This is a genomic window from Campylobacter sp. CNRCH_2014_2849, from assembly GCF_025772845.1.
GTDB classification, from domain to species: Bacteria; Campylobacterota; Campylobacteria; order Campylobacterales; family Campylobacteraceae; genus Campylobacter_D; species Campylobacter_D lari_D.
Map to the genome: position 1 here is coordinate 1 of NZ_JAKMSW010000013.1, position 18982 is coordinate 18982.

At 29.6% G+C, this 18982-nt stretch carries 22 protein-coding genes; 14 read left to right on the forward strand and 8 right to left on the reverse strand.

Annotated elements, in window-relative coordinates:
• Positions 1-872: flagellin hook IN motif-containing protein (locus L8X33_RS07690; protein WP_318529722.1), on the reverse strand; the 872-nt coding region annotated here is incomplete at its 3' end.
• 74 nt (positions 873-946) lie between these two features.
• Positions 947-2659, reverse strand: a complete 1713-nt coding sequence (locus tag L8X33_RS07695; RefSeq protein WP_263670389.1) for a motility associated factor glycosyltransferase family protein — start codon at positions 2657-2659, stop codon at positions 947-949.
• 130 nt (positions 2660-2789) lie between these two features.
• Between L8X33_RS07695 and topA the strand changes: the two genes are divergently transcribed.
• Genes topA through L8X33_RS07720 form a run of 5 tightly spaced genes read left to right on the forward strand, consistent with a single transcriptional unit; the run spans position 2790 to position 8317 of the window.
• Entirely contained in the window at positions 2790-4874 is a 2085-nt protein-coding gene (gene topA, locus L8X33_RS07700) for a type I DNA topoisomerase (protein ID WP_412175231.1), read from the forward strand.
• Entirely contained in the window at positions 4874-5710 is an 837-nt protein-coding gene (locus L8X33_RS07705; protein WP_263660821.1) for a biotin synthase, read from the forward strand. The genes topA and L8X33_RS07705 overlap by 1 nt, the downstream gene beginning before the upstream one ends.
• Positions 5691-6869 (forward strand): cation:proton antiporter, encoded by a 1179-nt coding sequence (locus L8X33_RS07710; RefSeq protein ID WP_263666927.1) that lies wholly within the window; start codon positions 5691-5693, stop codon positions 6867-6869. The genes L8X33_RS07705 and L8X33_RS07710 overlap by 20 nt, the downstream gene beginning before the upstream one ends.
• Before the next feature lie 39 nt (positions 6870-6908).
• A complete protein-coding gene (locus L8X33_RS07715; protein WP_263670390.1) occupies positions 6909-7667 on the forward strand; it encodes a 3'(2'),5'-bisphosphate nucleotidase CysQ in 759 nt (252 codons plus the stop codon).
• A complete protein-coding gene (locus tag L8X33_RS07720) occupies positions 7667-8317 on the forward strand; it encodes a hypothetical protein (RefSeq protein WP_263666929.1) in 651 nt (216 codons plus the stop codon). The genes L8X33_RS07715 and L8X33_RS07720 overlap by 1 nt, the downstream gene beginning before the upstream one ends.
• On the opposite strand, the gene L8X33_RS07725 is transcribed toward L8X33_RS07720, so the two are convergent.
• The 3 genes from L8X33_RS07725 to L8X33_RS07735 are packed head-to-tail and all read right to left on the reverse strand — an operon-like array spanning position 8310 to position 10240.
• Positions 8310-9086, reverse strand: a complete 777-nt coding sequence (locus L8X33_RS07725) for a UDP-N-acetylmuramate dehydrogenase (protein WP_263666931.1) — start codon at positions 9084-9086, stop codon at positions 8310-8312. The two genes, L8X33_RS07720 and L8X33_RS07725, sit on opposite strands and share 8 nt — an antisense overlap.
• Positions 9083-9349 (reverse strand): flagellar biosynthesis protein FliQ, encoded by a 267-nt coding sequence (gene fliQ / locus L8X33_RS07730; protein ID WP_012660903.1) that lies wholly within the window; start codon positions 9347-9349, stop codon positions 9083-9085. The genes L8X33_RS07725 and fliQ overlap by 4 nt, the downstream gene beginning before the upstream one ends.
• Positions 9350-9376: 27 nt before the next feature.
• Complete coding sequence (locus tag L8X33_RS07735) at positions 9377-10240, reverse strand: menaquinone biosynthesis family protein (protein WP_263666932.1); 864 nt, start codon at positions 10238-10240, stop codon at positions 9377-9379.
• A gap of 110 nt (positions 10241-10350) precedes the next feature.
• On the opposite strand from L8X33_RS07735, the gene recA reads away from it, so the two are divergent.
• The 4 genes from recA (at position 10351) to L8X33_RS07755 (ending at position 13580) form a co-directional block, all read left to right on the forward strand.
• Positions 10351-11385 (forward strand): recombinase RecA, encoded by a 1035-nt coding sequence (gene recA / locus L8X33_RS07740; protein ID WP_087700900.1) that lies wholly within the window; start codon positions 10351-10353, stop codon positions 11383-11385.
• Positions 11385-12629 (forward strand): phosphopyruvate hydratase, encoded by a 1245-nt coding sequence (eno, locus tag L8X33_RS07745; RefSeq protein ID WP_133319944.1) that lies wholly within the window; start codon positions 11385-11387, stop codon positions 12627-12629. The genes recA and eno overlap by 1 nt, the downstream gene beginning before the upstream one ends.
• Before the next feature lie 101 nt (positions 12630-12730).
• A complete protein-coding gene (locus L8X33_RS07750; protein WP_263660827.1) occupies positions 12731-12907 on the forward strand; it encodes a hypothetical protein in 177 nt (58 codons plus the stop codon).
• A complete protein-coding gene (locus tag L8X33_RS07755) occupies positions 12897-13580 on the forward strand; it encodes an AMIN domain-containing protein (RefSeq protein ID WP_133319946.1) in 684 nt (227 codons plus the stop codon). The genes L8X33_RS07750 and L8X33_RS07755 overlap by 11 nt, the downstream gene beginning before the upstream one ends.
• Positions 13581-13596: 16 nt before the next feature.
• On the opposite strand, the gene L8X33_RS07760 is transcribed toward L8X33_RS07755, so the two are convergent.
• A complete protein-coding gene (locus L8X33_RS07760) occupies positions 13597-13980 on the reverse strand; it encodes a group III truncated hemoglobin (RefSeq protein WP_263670392.1) in 384 nt (127 codons plus the stop codon).
• Positions 13981-14089: 109 nt separating this feature from the next.
• On the opposite strand from L8X33_RS07760, the gene L8X33_RS07765 reads away from it, so the two are divergent.
• Positions 14090-14566, forward strand: a complete 477-nt coding sequence (locus L8X33_RS07765) for a cysteine permease (protein ID WP_263659937.1) — start codon at positions 14090-14092, stop codon at positions 14564-14566.
• Here the strand turns inward: L8X33_RS07765 and L8X33_RS07770 are convergent.
• The gene (locus L8X33_RS07770; protein ID WP_263670393.1) at positions 14535-15845 is read right to left on the reverse strand and encodes an MFS transporter; all 1311 of its coding nucleotides are present in this window, start codon (positions 15843-15845) and stop codon (positions 14535-14537) included. The two genes, L8X33_RS07765 and L8X33_RS07770, sit on opposite strands and share 32 nt — an antisense overlap.
• Before the next feature lie 2 nt (positions 15846-15847).
• Positions 15848-16009 carry a highly acidic protein gene (locus tag L8X33_RS07775; protein ID WP_133319950.1) on the reverse strand — a complete coding sequence of 54 codons (162 nt, stop codon included), beginning with the start codon at positions 16007-16009 and terminating at the stop codon, positions 15848-15850.
• Positions 16010-16096: 87 nt separating this feature from the next.
• Here L8X33_RS07775 and moaC point away from each other — a divergent pair, with 87 nt between their 5' ends.
• The 4 genes from moaC to L8X33_RS07795 all read left to right on the forward strand — a co-directional run.
• Positions 16097-16570 carry a cyclic pyranopterin monophosphate synthase MoaC gene (moaC, locus tag L8X33_RS07780; protein ID WP_133319951.1) on the forward strand — a complete coding sequence of 158 codons (474 nt, stop codon included), beginning with the start codon at positions 16097-16099 and terminating at the stop codon, positions 16568-16570.
• Positions 16548-16811, forward strand: coding sequence for a DUF493 family protein (locus L8X33_RS07785; protein WP_133319952.1), 264 nt, complete (start codon positions 16548-16550; stop codon positions 16809-16811). The genes moaC and L8X33_RS07785 overlap by 23 nt, the downstream gene beginning before the upstream one ends.
• A 12-nt stretch (positions 16812-16823) precedes the next feature.
• A complete protein-coding gene (locus tag L8X33_RS07790) occupies positions 16824-17954 on the forward strand; it encodes a hypothetical protein (RefSeq protein ID WP_133319953.1) in 1131 nt (376 codons plus the stop codon).
• Positions 17955-18004: 50 nt separating this feature from the next.
• A partial coding sequence (locus L8X33_RS07795) for a cache domain-containing protein (RefSeq protein WP_263670395.1) occupies positions 18005-18982 on the forward strand: 978 nt, incomplete at its 3' end.

The following is an 18982-nucleotide window of genomic DNA, read 5'->3' on the forward strand; positions in this document are numbered from 1 at the left end:
TTAGAAGCTTCTACCCCTGTGGTATCTTTAACTGAGTTAATTGCTGAAATCAAGGCTCCATTTTCATCACCATCTTTATACTCAACTTCACCAATTTTTACTCCATTAATAGCAAAATCTTGATCAGTTTTGCCTGCCTTAATATTACCAGCACCTGTAGTTTCAACTAAGAAATTTGCTCTAACACCTGTGATATCAGAAACTCTATTAATCTCTTCAGCCAAAGCTCCCATACCTGTTCCTACTGAAGTAGAAATCACTATAGGTTGGAATTTAAAATCATCTATACCATTATAATTTTTAATAGTAAGTTGAGCTACACCGCTACTTTTAGCTTGAGAACCTGTTTCAAATCTAGTTACACCTATTTTAGAGCTTTGAGTTGAACCAATGCTTGCTTTGATAGATTGATTTGACTGTGCACCTACTTGGAATTCTTGATTTACGAAACCACCACTTAATAACTGCTTACCATTGAATGAAGTTTGATTTGCAATATTATCAAGTTGCTCCATCAAACGATTTATATCAGCTTGAAGCATATTTCTTGTTTTGGTAGTTTGTCCATCTTGTGCTGCTTGAGTAGCTTTTACTTTGATAGTATCTAAGATTTTAAGCTGCTCATCCATAGCCTTATCAGCTGTTTGTAAAATACCTAAAGCATCATTACCATTGCTTATAGCTTGACCTAAAGTATTAGCTTGCGATCTTAAGCTATCTGCTATAGCCATACCCGAAGCATCATCTGCTGCAGAGTTGATTCTAAGACCTGAGCTAAGTCTGCTTAGAGAGCTATCTAATGCTCTTGAGTTTAAATTTGCGTTGTTTTGAGCATTTAAAGATGCCACATTAGTATTTATACGAAATCCCATTTTAAATCCTTTTAAATAAATTCAACCGCTTCCATGCAGCTGTTTAAGCTATATCGAAAAAATGATAAAAAAATTTATACTTTTAATATATTTTTATATTCATTTATAGAATTTTCCATACTTGCTAGACTTAATGCTGTAAATTCTAAAAATATTTTTAAAAAATCTATATAACTTGATAAAGCATTTTGAGACTCTTGATATAAACTCACATTAAAAAAGCCCCTATGATAAAATAATGGTTTATACATAAAACTTTGTAAAATTTTTGCATTATCTAATAAATCATTAAAATCAAAAATAAACTTTGATATTTGCTCATTAAAAACTGCGTTTTGATTTTGCAAAATTACTAAAAGATCTTTTGCTTTTTGATGTAAAGCATTTAACTCTAAATAATCTTTTTGTAAAATTTCCAAAGATTTTTTTAATAATTTTTCTTGTCTATTAATACTTAAAACATTTGGAAATACATAATCTTGTTTGTTATCTTTATATAGTGCTAAAACCTTTTCAAAAGGCATCTCTATGGTATAATCTATAAAAGCTCCACCTTCTGTGGCATTATAAAATTTAACATCAGGATGAGATAAAAATAAAACTTCCAATCTTTTTCTAAATTCATCCCAACCTATATGAGTTTGAATAAAACCTTGCTTATTATAAGCTAACACTTGAAGTTTTTCTGCTTTATGCTCAGCTTCTTCTACATTATGAAATGTAAAAACTTCTGGGTTAGCATGCGATTTCCCATCATCACTAAAAGCCAAATCTTGTCCTATCATGATTACATTAGTAAATCCCAAAGCTATAGCAAAATTATAAGCAAAATGAGCTACATTGATACCAATATCTAAATAGCCAAAATCATTTAAATTAAATTTTTGTTGATAATCTAAATTTTTTAAAATAAAAATTTTTGGATTTTTATTTTCTAAAATTTGCATTAAAGCTTTATCTACAGCAGCATTTATAATATAAATGGGTTCTTTTTTGCTTTGTGGTAAATTTTCATAAAAACTTGCACATTCTTCGTAAATATCCATAGAAAAAACAAAATCAGGATAAATTTCATTCTTAAGTAAAGTTTTATAAGTAGCATCTAAAGCAAATATCACATAATCATCTTGACAAGTTTTTAAAAGCTTAAGTTGTTTATTTAAAGAAGGGCCTGCACACACCACAATAACACTTTTATTTTTTCCTTTATTTTCATAAATAAATCTTTGAAAAGGAATGTTTTTTAAAACTAAAGGTATGTTAGATAAAAATTGTTTATAAATTTTAGCATCCATAGTAAAACTTGTATCAACATTTCCCACCACTCTTTTTACCACATCTAAGCACTTTTGATACACAAAATCAAACATAGGACTATTGTTATAAAATTCACTATAAGGCAAAAGTTTAAAAAGCCCTAAATACTCAAAACAATCTTTTTGTGAAAAAAGCAAAACAAGATACTCTTCTAATCTTTTCTCTTCTACATCACAAAGATATATTTTTCCGCTTGAAAGTTCTTGACTTAAATCCATCTTGCTTAAAACATTAGCAAAAAATTCTGCTTTATCAAAAATAAAAATATGTTTATTAATAAGCTTTTTTAAAAAAAGTCCATCTCCTATACCGCAAAAAAATATATTAGGTTTTATTAAATCATCTTTTGAAGGCACAAAGGGTGTTTGACTTGGAAAGATGTCGATAAATTCTTCTTTTAAAGATAGAATTTTTTCTTGTAATGGTTTATTGGTAAATTCTAAAGCTTGTAAGTTTTTTTGCAAAAACATTTTATATCCTATGAAATTTAATTATAGAAAATTATATCATTAATTGCATTTTATTTAAAAATCCATCTAAGCAAAAAATTTAACTTTTTTTTATACACTTTTACTAATTTTAATCCTTATAAGGAAAATAATGAAAAATTTAATCATAGTAGAATCACCTGCTAAAGCTAAAACCATAGGTAATTTTCTAGGTAAAGACTATGAAATAATAGCTTCTAAAGGCCACATTAGAGATTTACCTAAAACTAGCTTTGGTATAAAAATAGAAGATGAAAATTTTAAACCAGAATATAGAATTTCAAATGATCATTCAAGTTTAGTAAAAGAACTCAAAGAAAAGGCTAAAAAAGCTAAAACCATCTACCTTGCAACCGATGAGGATCGTGAGGGTGAAGCCATAGCTTATCATATAGCTAAGGCTATTAATAAAGATGAAAATTCCCTACCACGCATAGTTTTTCATGAGATTACTAAAAGCGCTATAGAAAATGCTTTAAAAAACCCAAGATCTTTAAATGTAAATAGCGTCAATGCTCAACAAACTAGACGCTTACTTGATCGTATAGTAGGCTATAAATTAAGTCCTTTACTAAATCAAAAAATCCAAAAAGGCTTAAGTGCAGGGCGTGTGCAAAGTGCGGCTTTAAAAATCATCGTCGATAGGGAAAGAGAAATAAAAGCTTTTATTCCTTTAAAATACTTTAGTATAGATATGATTTTTGAAAAAGACTTGCAAGCTGAATTAGTCGAATTTCAAAATCAAAAGATAGAAAAACTAAGTCTAACTAACGAAGATAGAGCCAAACTCATCTTTGAAGCTTGTAAAAATGCTAACTTTAAAATAAAAGATATAGAAAGTAAAGATAGAAAAATAGCTCCACAAGCACCTTTTATGACCTCAACCCTGCAACAAAGCGCGAGCAATCGCCTAGGTTTTAACCCTAAAAAAACCATGATGATTGCCCAAAAACTTTACGAGGGTGTAAAAACCCATCAAGGTATTATGGGTGTGATTACTTATATGAGAACTGACAGCTTAAACATCGCAAAAGAAGCTTTAGAAGAAGTAAGAAAACTCATCAAAAATGATTTTGGCAAAGAATACTTACCAAGCAAAGCAAATATTTATACCACTAAAAGCAAAGGCGCTCAAGAAGCACACGAAGCCATAAGACCGACTAATCTTAGCTTTACTCCAAAACTTGCAAGTGAATTTTTAGAAAAAGATGAAGCAAGATTATATACTTTAATATATAATCGCTTTTTAGCTTCACAAATGAATCCTGCTATATCTCAAACTCAAAATGTCTATGCAAAATCAAACGAAGCAAGTTTTAAAATAAGCGGTAGAAAAATTTTATTTGATGGGCATTATAAAGTATATGGAGATATGGATAAAGATAAAATTTTACCTAATTTAAAACTAGAAGATATACTAAATATACAAAATATAGAATTAAGCTCACATTTTACCGAGCCACCTTCAAGATATTCTGAAGCTGGGCTTGTTAAAAAGTTAGAAAATCTTGGTATAGGACGCCCTTCTACTTATGCTCCAACCATCTCTTTACTTAGTGCAAGAGAATATGTGCGTATAGATAAAAAGCAAATCATACCTAATGAAATAGCCTTTGTTGTAACAGAAGTTTTAGAACAAAACTTTAGCGATATAGTAGATAGTGATTTTACTTCTAAAATGGAAGATAAACTTGATATCATTGCAGAAGGCAAAATGGACTGGCAAGAAGTTTTAAGAGAGTTTTATTTTCCTTTTATGAGAAAAATTGATGAAGGTAAAAAAAATATAAAAAGCCAAAAAACTTTCACAAAGCTAGATGAAACCTGCCCTGATTGTGGTGGAGAGCTTGCTATAAGAAAAGGAAGATATGGAGAATTTATAGCTTGTTTAAATTTTCCAAAATGTAAATACTCAAGAAATTTAAAACAAGAAACACAAAATGAAGAAAAAAGCGAGAAAAAACTCAATACCATAGGCGTGAAATGCCCAAGCTGTCAAGAAGGCGAGATCGTGGAGCGTTTTTCTAAGCGTGGTAAATTTTATGGATGTAGTGCTTATCCAAAATGCAACTATATAAGCAAATACAAACCAAGTGAAGAAAAATGTAGCAAATGTGGCGAAACTTTGATTATCAAAGAGCTTAAAAAAGGCACATTTTTAGAGTGCTTAAAATGCAAAATCAAAAAGGAAATTTAATGCAAATCATGCTTTGTGCTATATCTAATATAGCAAGTGGAGGGTGCGGGGAAGATTGTAAATACTGCACTCAAAGCGCTCATGTAAAAACTAATATCAACAAATATAAAAGAAAAGATATAGATCAAATTGTTTTAGAAGCTAAAATGGCTAAGAAAAACGAGGCTTTAGGTTTTTGTTTAGTTACAGCAGGTGCTGGACTTGATGATGAAAAACTTGAGTATGTGTGCAAAGTAGCTCATGCGGTGCAAAAAGAAGTAGAAGGACTTTTACTTATAGCTTGCAATGGTATAGCAAATTTAGAACAACTCAAAGAATTAAAAAAAGCAGGAATTTTTTCTTATAATCATAATCTAGAAACTTCTAAAGAATTTTTTCCAAACATATGCTCTACGCATACTTGGGAGCAAAGATTTCAAACTAATCTTTATGCTAAAGAAGCAGGTTTAATGCTTTGCTGTGGCGGAATTTATGGTCTTGGAGAAAGTGAAGCTGATAGAAAAAGTTTTAGAACAAGTTTAAAAGAGCTTGATCCTTTTTCCTCACCTATTAATTTTTTCATACCAAATGAAAATTTAAAGCTCAAGCAAAACTTATTAAATGCTGATGAGGCGTTAAATATCATCAAAGATACTAAAAAAGACTTACCAAATGCACATATCATGGTAGCAGGTGGTAGAGAAGTAGTGCTAAAAGAAAGACAATATGAAATTTTTGACGCAGGAGCTAGTGCTATAGTAGTAGGTGATTATCTTACAACTAAAGGCGAAGAACCTAGCAAAGACATACAAAAACTAAAACAAATGGGATTTAGCTTTGCTAGCTCATGCCATTGATGCTCAAGCTGCTACGGATTTAAAAATTTTATTAGTCGTAGCAGGATGTTTGCTTACATCACCTTATATTGCTAAATTTTTAAAACTCCCACTTTCAGCCACTGAAATTATGCTTGGCTCTTTTATAGGATTTTTAGGTTTTATAGGAGAAAGTGAAAATTTTAAGCTTTTAGCTAATGCAGGATTTTACTATCTTATGTTTATAGCAGGGATGGAAATCAATCTTAAAACCTTTTTAAAAACCGAAAGAAGCTTACTTAATAAAGCTTTTATTTACATCATACTTTTATATGTTTTTAGTATTTTAGCGGTTGAAAGTATAGATATTTCTTATATTTTTGTCATTATCATACCTGTTATGAGTGTGGGTTTGCTCTCAACGCTTTATAGAGACTTTGGGAAAAATTGCGAGTGGCTAAATGTATCCATGGTGGTAGCCACTTTAGCTGAAGTTGTGAGCATAGTTTTGCTTACCATAGCTGCGGCATTTTTGGGAAAAGGTGCTGATCTTTTCTCACTCACTCAAAATTTATTATACCTAGTGGGATTTTTAGCACTTTGTATTTTTGGATTTAAATTTTTAGAAGTACTTTTTTGGTGGTATCCACAACTTAAAACCATACTCATGCCTTGGCAAGATCAAAATGAAAAAGATATAAGATTTTGCATGGCAATTTTCATAGCCATAGTTGCGATTATGATTTATTTTAAACTTGAAGTTGCACTTGGAGCTTTTATAGCGGGTTCATTTATAGCTACTTTTTTTGATCATAAAAAAGACTTAGAGCATAAACTTTCTAGTTTTGGTTATGGCTTTTTAATCCCTATATTTTTCATTTATATAGGTTCAAGCTTTAAACTCCAAATGCTTTTAAACCCTCAAGTTTTAATCATAGCTTTTTCACTAACTATCTTTATGATAGGACTAAGAATACTTTGTGCTATGACTTTTGTAAAAATACTTGGTTTAAAAAATACCTTTTTATTTGGCTTAAGCCATTCTATGCCACTAACCTTACTTATCGCAGTAGCTACGCTTTCTTATCAAACTAATATTATCACTCAAGATATATACTCAGGATTAGTGCTTACTGCTTTACTTGAAGCAATTTTAGCTATTAGTTTAATAAAATTTATCAATAATCTTAGTAGAAAATAACTCTACTAAGTATTTGTTTTCACTTGCTATAATTTTCTTATGAAAAATTTAGACACACTTTTAGAATTAGCCTTAAAAGCAGGCAAGGAAGCCTCTAAGGTATTGTTTGAATATAAAGACAAAAATACCTTATGGTTTAAAGATGATGATTCCCCGGTAGGTTTAGCTGATATAAAATCTAATGAAGCTATTAGTGAAATTTTAGCTTCAAGCGATATAGCTATATGCTCTGAAGAAAATATACTTTCTTATGAAGAAAGAAAAAATTTAGAGTATTTTTGGCTAATAGATCCTCTTGATGGCACTAAATCTTATGCTAAAAAAGATAAAGAATATTGTGTTTTAATCGCATTAATCCATAAAAACACTCCTGTGCTTTCGCTTATAGGCGATGTGGAAAATAATGCATTTTATTATGCACATACCCATACTAAAGTTTATAAAAATAATGAAATTTTAAATCTTAGTTTAGAGCAATACAAAAAGGTTAAAAATATAGCCCTTTACTCTAAAAACCATGATAATAATGAAGATTTTTTTATTCAAAATCATCTTGAAGGCATTAAGGTTTCATCTGCTTTAAAGTTTGTATATTTACTTGAAGCAAAAGCTGGAATTTACCCACGTTTTGGTGGCCCAAAAGCTTGGGATATAGCTGCAGGAGATTTTTTAGTCAAACAAAATGGTGGAATTTTATACGATTTTGATAAAAAGGCCTTAAACTACAATAGTCCTGATTTTAAACTTCCAAGTTTTATAGCTTTTGCTAAGAATGAATTTAAATTAAAAGGTTTTTAGTGAGATTTTTTTTGGTGTTTTTGTGTTTTTTAAGTGCTATTTATGCCAATTCTTTTGCAAATAAAAAAATCATCAAATTACAAAATAATGATGATTTTAATATCATCAATCTTGATCAAGATATAAATTATGATAAACTCTCACACATTAGCACCTTAGCTTTAGTGCCAAGCTATGAAAAAGAATATAATTTTTATTTTTCAAATTTAAAAATCGATGCTAAAAGTATGGCAAAAGACACACTAAAAGCATTAAGTGCTATTTTAAATGAGCAAAATAATTTTGCCTTACTTAATCAAAAAGAAAATCAAACTTATATCAATAGCCAAAATATCTTACAAACAAATAAAAATTTCATCAATGCAAGTGAGTTTTTAGAATTTAATCGTTTCAAAAAGGCTGATTTTATTATTTTGCTAGATTTAAAAAGCATTCAAGCAAGCCAACAAAATTTCTTGCTTTTTTCCAATTTTGAAGTCAAAGCCGACATAGAATACAAACTTTTTAATGCCAAAACAAAAAAACTAAAAGATCATAAAATCCTTACTATCAATACTCAATTTAGCACAAATGATAAAAATAAATCTTATCAAGAATTAGTCCATGAAATAGCTAAAATTGTTTATGAAGATATTAAAAATACTATATAATTACCACTTCTTCTTCTAAAACAATCCCAAATTCTTCAAAAACTCTTTTTTTAGCAAGCTCTATCAAAAATAAAGCATCATCAAAACTAGCATGTTTTTTATTGATTAAAAAATTTGCATGTTCATTGCTAAACATCGCATCATTTTTGCTAAAACCTTTAAGATTAACTGCTTCTATCAACCTTCCTGCATGATCGTTTTTGGGATTTTTAAAAATAGAGCCAAAGCTAGCACCTTTGGGTTGATTTTTTCTTGCATTTTTTAAAAGCTCATCTTTAACTGGGTCAAATCCATATTCTAAAAAAAACTTCGCGCTAAACATCACTTCTTTAATAGGATTAAACCTATAAGCAAAAGCAATATTTTGTTTTAAAATTTCTTGATTAAAAGTGCAAATACTAATTAAATTTTTGCTAATATCCTCATCTTTTAATCCTGCATTCATTTTTAAAATACCGCCCAAAGTCCCTGGGATATTTCTTAAAAACTCAAAGCCTTTTAAGTTATTTTCTTTAGCAAAATGATATATTTTAAAAGATTTCACGCTAGAGCCTATCTCTAAAAACATACCTTTTTCATTTTGCTCTAAAATTTTAATATAATCAAAACTTTTCCCTAAAATTCCAAGTTTTTTGGGTTTTGGAGAGATTAAAAGATTATTTGCCCCACCTATTAAAAAACCATCAAATTCGCAAGGTTCTTCAAGTATTTGCACTTCAAAGCTCTCACCTATACGCACAGAAGAATATTTAGAAAAATCAATAATCATCTAATAAAGCTTGGAATTTGATTTAAAATATTAGTTGTAAAATCAATCATAGAACTTATCATCCAAGGCATTAAAAATACTATTACCACAACAACAAGTAAAATTTTTGGCACAAAAGAAAGCGTGGCTTCGTTAATTTGCGTTACAGCTTGAAAAATACTTATAATAAGCCCTGCAATAAGCCCTGCTAAAAGCATAGGTAAAGAAAGCATAAGTGTGATTTTAAAAGTTTGTACACCCAAGGCTACTAAAGTACTTTCCATATTTTCTCCTTAAAAATTTAAATTCTATCAAGAATTTCTAAATTCTTCATACTCACTAGGGATAAGATGATCTTTACTTTTTATTAACTTCTCATAAAATCCATGATTATATCCAAGCTCAAAAAGCTTATCTATGGCATTGTATTGTTTATCATTCATATTAATAGAGTTTTTATTTGCATATAAATTTAAATACACATCAAGTTTTTGTGCATCAACGCGTATTAAATTACGCTCTAAAAGCATGGAGGCTAAGATTTTTCTATTATGATCGGCTACTTCTACTGCTTTAATCAAATCTTTTTCAACCGCTATTGCATCACTAAGCGGTAAAGATCTTCTAAGGGCCATACCACCTAAAGGTAAAGGTAAATCATTTTTTGCTAATTCTTGCCAAATATCCCAAAGTTCAGCCTCAACACACAAACTAGAATCAAATTCTAAAATGCTCTCATGTATAAGCACTCCCACATCAACTTCATCTTCTAAAACAGCCTTTTCAATCTCTAAAAAATTCTTATAAATTATTCTAGCTTGTGGATATTTTATGCGAAAGATTAAAGCATTAGTAGTGTGTGCTCCACTTAAAGCAACTTTAAAATTTGGCTTTAATTTTTTATCTTTTTTCTTAATAAGCTTTGGCCCATAACCCTCACCAAAACTCACCGCAGTTTTTAACAAAGCATATTCGCTAGCTATTAAAGGATAAAGCGCAAAAGATATCGCACTAACATCGTATATATTTTCTAATGCAAGCTCATTTAAAGTTTGTATATCCAAGGCTGTATTTTCATATTCATAAGCATTTCCAACCCAACCAAATTTAATCGCCATATACATAAAAATATCATCAGCATCAGGAGAGTGCGCTACGCTAATTTTTTTATTCATTTTTTTCCTTGAAAAATTTAAAAAAGTATTTTAGCAAAATTCAAAATAAAAACTTATATTAAATTTCTTTTTGATACAATTTTAAACATATTATAAAAGGATTAACAAGCATGGATGATAATAAAAGAAAATCACTTGATGCAGCCTTAAAAAGTCTTGATAAAACCTTTGGAAAAGGTACTATTTTAAGACTTGGCGATAAAGAAGTTGAAAAAATTGATTCTATTCCTACAGGTTCTGTTGGACTTGATTTAGCTTTAGGAATTGGTGGGGTTCCAAAAGGAAGAATTATAGAAATTTATGGACCTGAAAGTTCAGGTAAAACTACACTTACCTTACACATCATAGCAGAATGTCAAAAAAAAGGTGGAGTTTGTGCATTTATTGATGCTGAACACGCTCTTGATGTAAGATATGCAAAAAATTTAGGTGTTGATACAGAAAATCTTTACATCTCTCAACCAGATTTTGGAGAACAAGCCTTAGAAATCGTTGAAACTATAGCAAGAAGCGGAGCCATTGATCTAATAGTGGTAGATAGCGTTGCTGCACTTACCCCAAAAGCAGAAATCGAAGGTGATATGGGGGATCAACATGTAGGTCTTCAAGCAAGATTAATGAGTCAAGCTTTAAGAAAATTAACCGGTATCGTTCATAAAATGAACACTACTGTAATTTTCATCAATCAAATTCGTATGAAAATAGGCATGATGGGCTATGGCACTCCTGAAACAACTACCGGCGGAAATGCTTTAAAATTTTATGCTTCAGTGCGTTTAGATGTAAGAAAAACAGCCACCTTAAAACAAAATGATGAGCCTATTGGAAACCGTGTTAAAGTAAAAGTGGCTAAAAACAAAGTAGCCCCTCCTTTTAAACAAGCTGAATTTGATGTGATGTTTGGTGAGGGTGTAAGTCGTGAAGGCGAGCTAATAGATTATGGTGTAAAACTTGATATTATTGATAAAAGTGGTGCATGGTTTTCTTACAAGGCTTCTAAACTTGGTCAAGGTAGAGAAAATGCTAAAGCCTTTTTAAAAGAAAATCCAGCTATTGCAGATGAAATTACTCAAGCTATACAAAACTCAATCGGTATAGATAGTATGATTTTGGGCGCAAAAGAAGACGATGAAGGAGAAGAATAATGTTGATTATTGAAGATTTAAGAGCTTTTGAAGTTTTAGATAGTAGAGGTAATCCTACCATTAAAGCTGAAATCATGCTAAGCGATGGCAGTGTGGGCAGTGCTATCGTTCCAAGTGGTGCAAGCACAGGAAAAAAAGAAGCTTTAGAATTAAGAGACAATGATGAGAGATTTGGCGGAAAAGGTGTTTTAAAAGCGATTGAAAATATCAATGGCACCATAGCTGAAAATATTATAGGGCTTGATGCTTTTAATCAAACCCAACTAGATAATACTCTTTTAGAGCTTGATGGCACAAAAAACTACTCTAATCTAGGAGCAAATGCAACTTTAGGAATTTCTATGGCAACAGCACGCGCTGCTGCTAATGCGCTAGGCGTACCTTTATATCGTTACTTAGGTGGAGCAAATGCAAGTGTATTACCTGTGCCAATGTGTAATATCATCAACGGTGGTGCACATGCAAACAATAGCGTAGATTTTCAAGAATTTATGATTATGCCTTTTGGTTTTTCAAGCTTTAAAGAAGGGCTAAGATCAGTTTGTGAAATTTATGCAGTATTGAAAAAAGAATTAGCTAATCTAGGTCACTCTACTGCCTTAGGCGATGAGGGCGGTTTTGCACCAAATTTAGCAAACAACACTGAACCTCTTGATCTTTTAATGACTTGTATTAAAAAAGCAGGCTATGAAAATAAAATCAAACTAGCACTAGATGTAGCAAGTAGTGAGCTTTATAAAGATGGTAAATACCATTTAGAGGGTAAAGTTTTCTCAAGTGAAGACTTGATTGCTCGCTATGAAGAATTATGTGCTAAATATCCTATTTTTAGCATTGAAGATGGTTTGGCTGAAGATGATTATGAAGGTTGGATTAAACTCACTCAAAAGCTTGGCAATAAAATTCAACTTGTGGGTGATGATTTGTTTGTAACTAATGAAGATATTTTAAGAGAAGGTATCATGAAAAATATGGCAAATGCTGTATTGATTAAGCCTAATCAAATCGGAACAATCACTCAAACTATGAGAACAGTAAGACTAGCTCATAGAAATAATTACAGATGTATTATGAGTCATAGAAGCGGGGAAAGCGAAGATGCTTTTATAGCTGATTTTGCAGTAGCGCTTAATACAGGACAAATCAAAACAGGAGCTCTAGCAAGAGGTGAAAGAACAGCTAAATATAATCGTTTGTTAGAAATCGAACTTGATAATGATGAGTATTTAGGAGATAAACTCTGAGTGATTTATTAAAAGAGTATGATGAGCATTCTAAAAAGAAGGAGGCTCGTCATCATCTAATAAAAACTATTGCATTATCATTTGTAGCTATTATTGTTGCTATGTATTTTGGTAATATGTTTTTTGGCAAATCCTCTTTAGATGTTTTATTATCGCTTAAAGAGGAGCAAAAAATTTTAGAGAAAAACATAGTAACCTTAAAAGCTAAAAATGCTCAAGCTCAAAAAGAATACTTACAGCTTTTAAGACTTAAAGGAGAAAATTCGCATGAGAATTAAATTTTTTTTACTATTTTTATTATCCTGTGTATTTTTAAATGCAAAAGATAATCCTTTTGACAATAACTCAGAACAACAAAACACCGAGTTTGTAAAACTTAGTCCTTTTCAAAGACAGGATTTTACTTTTAATTCTGATGCAAGAATTTTAAAAAATATTACTATTACTTATATTAATCTTGATGGCTCTGAAGAGCAAACTACTCTAGATATATACAAAAGTATCAATTGGCATGATACTTACTCATTTATAAAAGCCAAAAGTCCAAATGCCACACCTATACTTGATGTTTCTGTTACTGTGCCACAAGAACAAGGGGTAAAAAACACTAAAACAGAAGAAAACAATACCACTTTAAACATTGAAACACCAATTTTTAGTGGAAATATTTATAATTTTATTTCTATTAGCTTTTATAACAATAAGATTAATATCAAAACCGAAGATAGAATGCTAAGACATTTATCTATAGGAGATCCAACTAAAATCATTATAGATTTTGCTAAAAAGCAAAATTTCAATACAAAAACTTTACAAGTTAATACTGCTCATGTTAGAAAAGTTGTATTTGGATCACATAAAGGATATTATCGTTTAGTAATTTATCTTGATGGAAAATATAGTTATAAATACTCTCAAGGTGAAAATTTACATACCTTTAACTATCGCTAAGAGTTTTTAAAAACTCTTAAGCAAATCTGTGATCATAAATAATCATTTGAAATCTTTGAGCTATCATTTTAGCTCTTTCTATAATAATACTTCTTGGTTCATCTTCAAAAACTTCTTGCAAACTCTCATCAAACAGATTAAGCCAAACATCAAAAAAATCTCTTGGAAATGAAGGTAGTTCATGATGAACTCTCAAAGGAGAACCGCTATAACTTGGATCACCTAAAAACATCCCTGCCCAAAAACTTGCTATTTTTTCTTTGTGTTTTTTCCAGCTCTCATCATCTATACCAATTTTTTCATTAAAAATAGGCCCTAAATCCTTATCTGTTCTAACTTTTGCATAAAAAACATCCATAAGTTTTTTTATACCATCATGATTAATAGTATCAAATTTCATGTTTTTCCTTCAAAATAATTTTGGATAATTGTATTGAATTTATAAAGCAAAAATATAAACAAAAGTCAATTTTTAGTATAATCATAAAAAACAAATTTAAAGAAAAAATATGACTTATACTATTTTACCACCCAATCAATTCTTGGATAATTATATTTTAAATATACAATTACACCAATTAGCAAATATTTCTAAAAATGCTTATAAATTTTGGAAAAATGTTCAGGCAGCACGCTATCAAGGTACAAGAGTGGTATTTTTACATAAAAAAAGTATTTTACAAAAACACCAACATCTTATACAAAAATGTGAAAATCTAAGTGGCTTTGTATTAGCAAGTGCCTTTTGCTCATTTACTACTTTAGCTCCATCACATTTGGTAGAAAAAAACAATTCTCAAATTTATAAAATCTTAGATATAAAAGAAGTTTGTGGGGTTAAATTTGTAAATTTAAAGGCATTTTACGATTTTTTAAATTTAGATTATAGTTATAATATTTATATCGAAAAATGCCATTTTTTCAGTCCTACTCCTTTGGAAAAACGCATTAAAATCACTGAGAGTATGTGCGTTGGGTATTACTAAGATATTTAAATATCAAAGCACAAGCAAGCGAAATTATAGCCATAGCAAACATATAAAATCCTAAAGAAAAACGAGCAATATTTTCTAAATTTCCCAAAGCAATAGTGTGTAAAAATAAAGCAAGTTGCGGAGTAAACCCACCAGCTATTGCATAAGCTATATTATAAGAAAAACTAAGCCCTGAAAATTTAATCTTAGCATCAAATACCTCACTCATCATCAAAGGACAAAAATTCATCACTCCGGTAAAAAAGCAAGCGCTTAAATAGTACACACTCACTAAATTAAAATCAGGTGTTTTAGCATAAAGAGCGTTAAAATAAAATAAACAAGTTAAGAAAAATCCTAGCGAAAAAATCATACAAGCTTTTACTATACCTATTTTATCAGCCAAAATTCCACTTAATATACAACCAATTACAAGCAAAACTATACCAAACATTTGTATGTAAGTTTGAACGCTTGCATCAATATTTAACATTTTTGCCATAAAAGAAGGTATAGTTAAAATCATCACAACAATACAAGCCGTCAAAACCCAAGTTATCAACATAGAAAGTACAACGCCCAGCTTAGCTTTTCTAAATACTTCTTTTAAAGGGAATTTTTCTAAAGCCTTATCTTTTTTCATTTGTTCAAAAACAGGTGTTTCTTGTAAAAATTTACGCAAATAAGCAGAAATAATCCCAAAAATTCCTCCTAAGAAAAATGGAATTCTCCAGGCCCATTCATAAAGTTCTTCTTGTGTAAAAAGCTTATTCATCATTAAAAATACAAAACTTCCAAGCAAAATTCCACCTACTACAGAAGCTGTTAAAAATCCAAGATAAGTGCGTTTTTGTCCATTTGGAGCATGCTCAAAAACAAAAACCCAAGCACCAGGTAATTCCCCACCTATAGCTATACCTTGACAAATCCTTACAAATATTAAAAATACTATACATAAATATCCTATGCTTTCATAAGTAGGTATAAAAGCAAGCATAAAAGTTGGCACAACCATCAGTAAAATACTAAGCATAAACATTTTTTTACGACCAAATTTATCGCCAAAATGTGCCATGATTATACCACCAAGTGGTCTAGCTAAATATCCTGCGGCAAAAATTCCATAAGTATTAAACATTTTCCAAAATGGACTTAAATCTTCAGGAAAAAAATTTTTAGAAATATAACTTGCAAAAAATACAAAAATGATAAAATCGTAAAATTCTAAAGTCCCTCCCAAAGAAGAAAGACTCAAAACTTTTATGTCTTTTTTAGTAAGATTTTTACCCACGATTAATCCATCTCATAAGTATCATCATCACTATAATCATCATCGTATTCATAATCATCATCATCATAATTATATGATCTTTGATTATTTGCATAAGTATCATCATCTGCTTCATCATACATTTCATCATCATAATTTTCAAATTCTTCATCATCATAAGCCATTGCAAATCCTTTAAAATTTTTTAGTAGTATTTTAATATAAAAATATACATTTTGGTATAATTTTTCAAACTTTACTTAAGGAAAAATATGAATTTAACGCATTTAGATGAAAAAAATCACCCCAAAATGGTAGATGTAAGTCAAAAAGATATTACCCAAAGAGAAGCTTGTGCAAGCGGTAAAATATACATGAGTAAAGAAGCATTTGAAGCTATCATTGAAAACAAAGCTAAAAAAGGGCCTGTTTTACAAACTGCCATCACAGCAGCCATAATGGGAGCTAAACAAACTTCAAATCTTATCCCAATGTGTCATCCTTTAATGATCTCAAAAGTACAAACCCATATAGAAGAAAACAAAGAAGAATGTTCTTTTCAACTCTTTGTAACCGTAAAATGCGAAGGAAAAACAGGGGTTGAAATGGAAAGCTTAACAGCTGTTAGTATTGGGCTTTTAACTATTTATGATATGGTTAAAGCTATTGATAAAAGTATGCAAATTACTGATATAGTTTTAGAAAGCAAAGAAGGAGGAAAAAGTGGTAAATATCTGCGATCTTAAAAAAGAACCTATTATAAACTACCCTACTTTTTGGGATTATAAAGTCGTTTTTGAAGCTGAAGTTGATGCTTTAGAAATTTTCACCCAAATACTCAATGAAAGAGAATTTAAATATAAAATCTCAAATACTAGCAAACAAGGAACATATAAAAGTTATCTTTTAAGTGTTTATGTCGATAGTAAAGATGATCGTTTAAATATTTTTAATCAATTAAAAAGTAAAGCGAAATTTGTATTATAAAAAAGGAAAAATATGAAAAATTTAGCCATAATTTTTGAAAATTCTCTCTTAGCTTGTGAAAAAAATGAAATTCCAAACTTAATTAGTGAGCTTGTTTTTAATCTAAGTTATAAAAAAATTAGTTTTGAAAATACTAGCAATGAAGAGCTTTTTGCTATCTTTTCTAAAGTATTAGAAAAACTTGGACTTATAAATGAAGAAAATATTTCCAAAATAATCCAAGGTATTATTAAAGCTAGAGTTGAAGAAGATAAAAAAGCATTTTTTGTTTATATTAACGAATATGGCAAATTAAAAGTAAAAATAGAAGAACAAAAAAACACCATTAAACACAAAATTTGCGATAACTTTTTTGATTTAGAAAAGACTTTAAAAGATTTAAATTTAAATGAATTTAATATAAGTATCAATGATGCAATGCTTTATGATATAGAAATACTAGGCCTTTTAAAAGAAACTGCCGAGAGTGCTTTTATCACAACTTTAGAAAAAGGTGAAAACATAGAACTTACATCTTGTGAAATTGCTAAAAACCTTGTATTTAATGCAATTTGTGAAGGAAGCTTTGAAAAAGAAAGAATTTTAAAAATATCCCAAGTAGTTTTAAATGCTGCTTTTGAACTTGCTAACGAATCAAAGGCTTTTGCTTATGATTTATGTATAGGAAGTATTTATGGGACACAAGAAGGAATTTCTTTGGCGATTGAAAAATTTAAATCAAGCTTTGCATATAGCGCTTTAGAACATGATTTAAAAAATAAAGAAAAAGAGCTTATAGACATAGAGCAAGAATTTATCCAAATGCTTAAAAAAATATCATTAGAATTTAATAATCCCGTAAAAGATATACTTAAAGATTTATTAGAAAATAAATTTGACACTTTATTTGCCAAATTTAAACGCTTAATACAAGAAAACAGAGAGCAAATTCTTATCAAAATTAATGAAATTAAACAAAATCCAAAAATTGATGATTTTAGCAAGCTAGCACAAAGCAAACTCAATATCTTAGCTAAAGAGTTAAATGAACTCGAAAAACTCGCAAGCCATAAATATAAAAATTTAGATAAAAACAATGCAAAAGAATTGGGAGTGAGATTGTGGGAAAAAGCAAAAAAATTAATTAAAAAAAATATTAATTGATAATTAATTTTTAAAAATTAAAATTACAAAAATAAAATACGGAGGAAATTATGTTTAACACTTTGAAAGTTAAATTGTCTTTAATGGCAAATTTTTTCACTGCGCTAAGTTTGATTATTTTAGGTGTGTTAAGTTTTTACTTTACCAAAACATACCTTTATGATAATGAGCTAAAAAGGCAAAATGATATTTTACAAGTTGCTCGAACTTCTTTAGAAACATTTCGAAAGCACAATAGTGATTTAATTTTAAATTTGGAAAAAACAATTTTGGAATTTCCATATGAAAAATTAAATTCCGAACAAGCTTTGATAGATAATGTTGGCTCTATTTTAAAATCATATAGAAAAGCTTCTGGAGTTTTATCTGCTTTTATAAGTTTAGATAATGGAGAAAATCTTGTAAGTAATGATACTAGTGATAAAAATAATAAAAATATCGAAATTTATGGACAAAATATCAACTATGATGCTAGAACTAGACCATGGTATATTGGAGCCAAAGAAAATAAAGATATTTTCATCACTTCTCCTTATATTGATAAAGCAACAAATCAATATGTAATAACATATACTAAATCTATATATAAAAATGGTAATTTTGTAGGAATTATTGGGGTTGATATTCCAGTAAAAGAGCTTCAAGAAAATTTTGAAAATATGCCTGGTAATAGCTTTTTATTTGATGAAAATGGAAAGATATTTGTTGCTAAAAACAAACAGTTATTAGATCCATCGGTAGATCATGGACCGGTATTAAATGCACACAAACAAAATGGTAATTATTCTTTCTTTGAATATGGATTAAAAGGAAAAGAAAGGCTAGGTATATGTGCTAAAATATCTTCTTACCTTGTTTGTAGCACCGAAAGTGCTGATGTTATAAATGAGCCTATTTTCAAAACAGCAACAATACAAACAATTGTTGTAAGTATCATGGTTGCCTTAAGTGTTATCATACTCTACTTCATCATCTCTTATTATCTATCCCCTTTGCAAGCAATCCAAAAAGGTATCAATTCTTTCTTT

Coding starts and splice junctions, on each gene's coding strand:
- L8X33_RS07725 (WP_263666931.1), bottom strand. CDS start 9,086: ATGATTATTGATTTTTCTAAATATTCTTCTGTGCGTATAGGTGAGAGC.
- topA (WP_412175231.1), top strand. CDS start 2,790: ATGAAAAATTTAATCATAGTAGAATCACCTGCTAAAGCTAAAACCATA.
- moaC (WP_133319951.1), top strand. CDS start 16,097: ATGAATTTAACGCATTTAGATGAAAAAAATCACCCCAAAATGGTAGAT.
- L8X33_RS07695 (WP_263670389.1), bottom strand. CDS start 2,659: ATGTTTTTGCAAAAAAACTTACAAGCTTTAGAATTTACCAATAAACCA.
- L8X33_RS07750 (WP_263660827.1), top strand. CDS start 12,731: ATGTATTTTGGTAATATGTTTTTTGGCAAATCCTCTTTAGATGTTTTA.
- L8X33_RS07705 (WP_263660821.1), top strand. CDS start 4,874: ATGCAAATCATGCTTTGTGCTATATCTAATATAGCAAGTGGAGGGTGC.
- L8X33_RS07715 (WP_263670390.1), top strand. CDS start 6,909: ATGAAAAATTTAGACACACTTTTAGAATTAGCCTTAAAAGCAGGCAAG.
- L8X33_RS07775 (WP_133319950.1), bottom strand. CDS start 16,009: ATGGCTTATGATGATGAAGAATTTGAAAATTATGATGATGAAATGTAT.
- L8X33_RS07735 (WP_263666932.1), bottom strand. CDS start 10,240: ATGAATAAAAAAATTAGCGTAGCGCACTCTCCTGATGCTGATGATATT.
- fliQ (WP_012660903.1), bottom strand. CDS start 9,349: ATGGAAAGTACTTTAGTAGCCTTGGGTGTACAAACTTTTAAAATCACA.
- L8X33_RS07790 (WP_133319953.1), top strand. CDS start 16,824: ATGAAAAATTTAGCCATAATTTTTGAAAATTCTCTCTTAGCTTGTGAA.
- L8X33_RS07755 (WP_133319946.1), top strand. CDS start 12,897: ATGAGAATTAAATTTTTTTTACTATTTTTATTATCCTGTGTATTTTTA.
- eno (WP_133319944.1), top strand. CDS start 11,385: ATGTTGATTATTGAAGATTTAAGAGCTTTTGAAGTTTTAGATAGTAGA.
- recA (WP_087700900.1), top strand. CDS start 10,351: ATGGATGATAATAAAAGAAAATCACTTGATGCAGCCTTAAAAAGTCTT.
- L8X33_RS07760 (WP_263670392.1), bottom strand. CDS start 13,980: ATGAAATTTGATACTATTAATCATGATGGTATAAAAAAACTTATGGAT.
- L8X33_RS07765 (WP_263659937.1), top strand. CDS start 14,090: ATGACTTATACTATTTTACCACCCAATCAATTCTTGGATAATTATATT.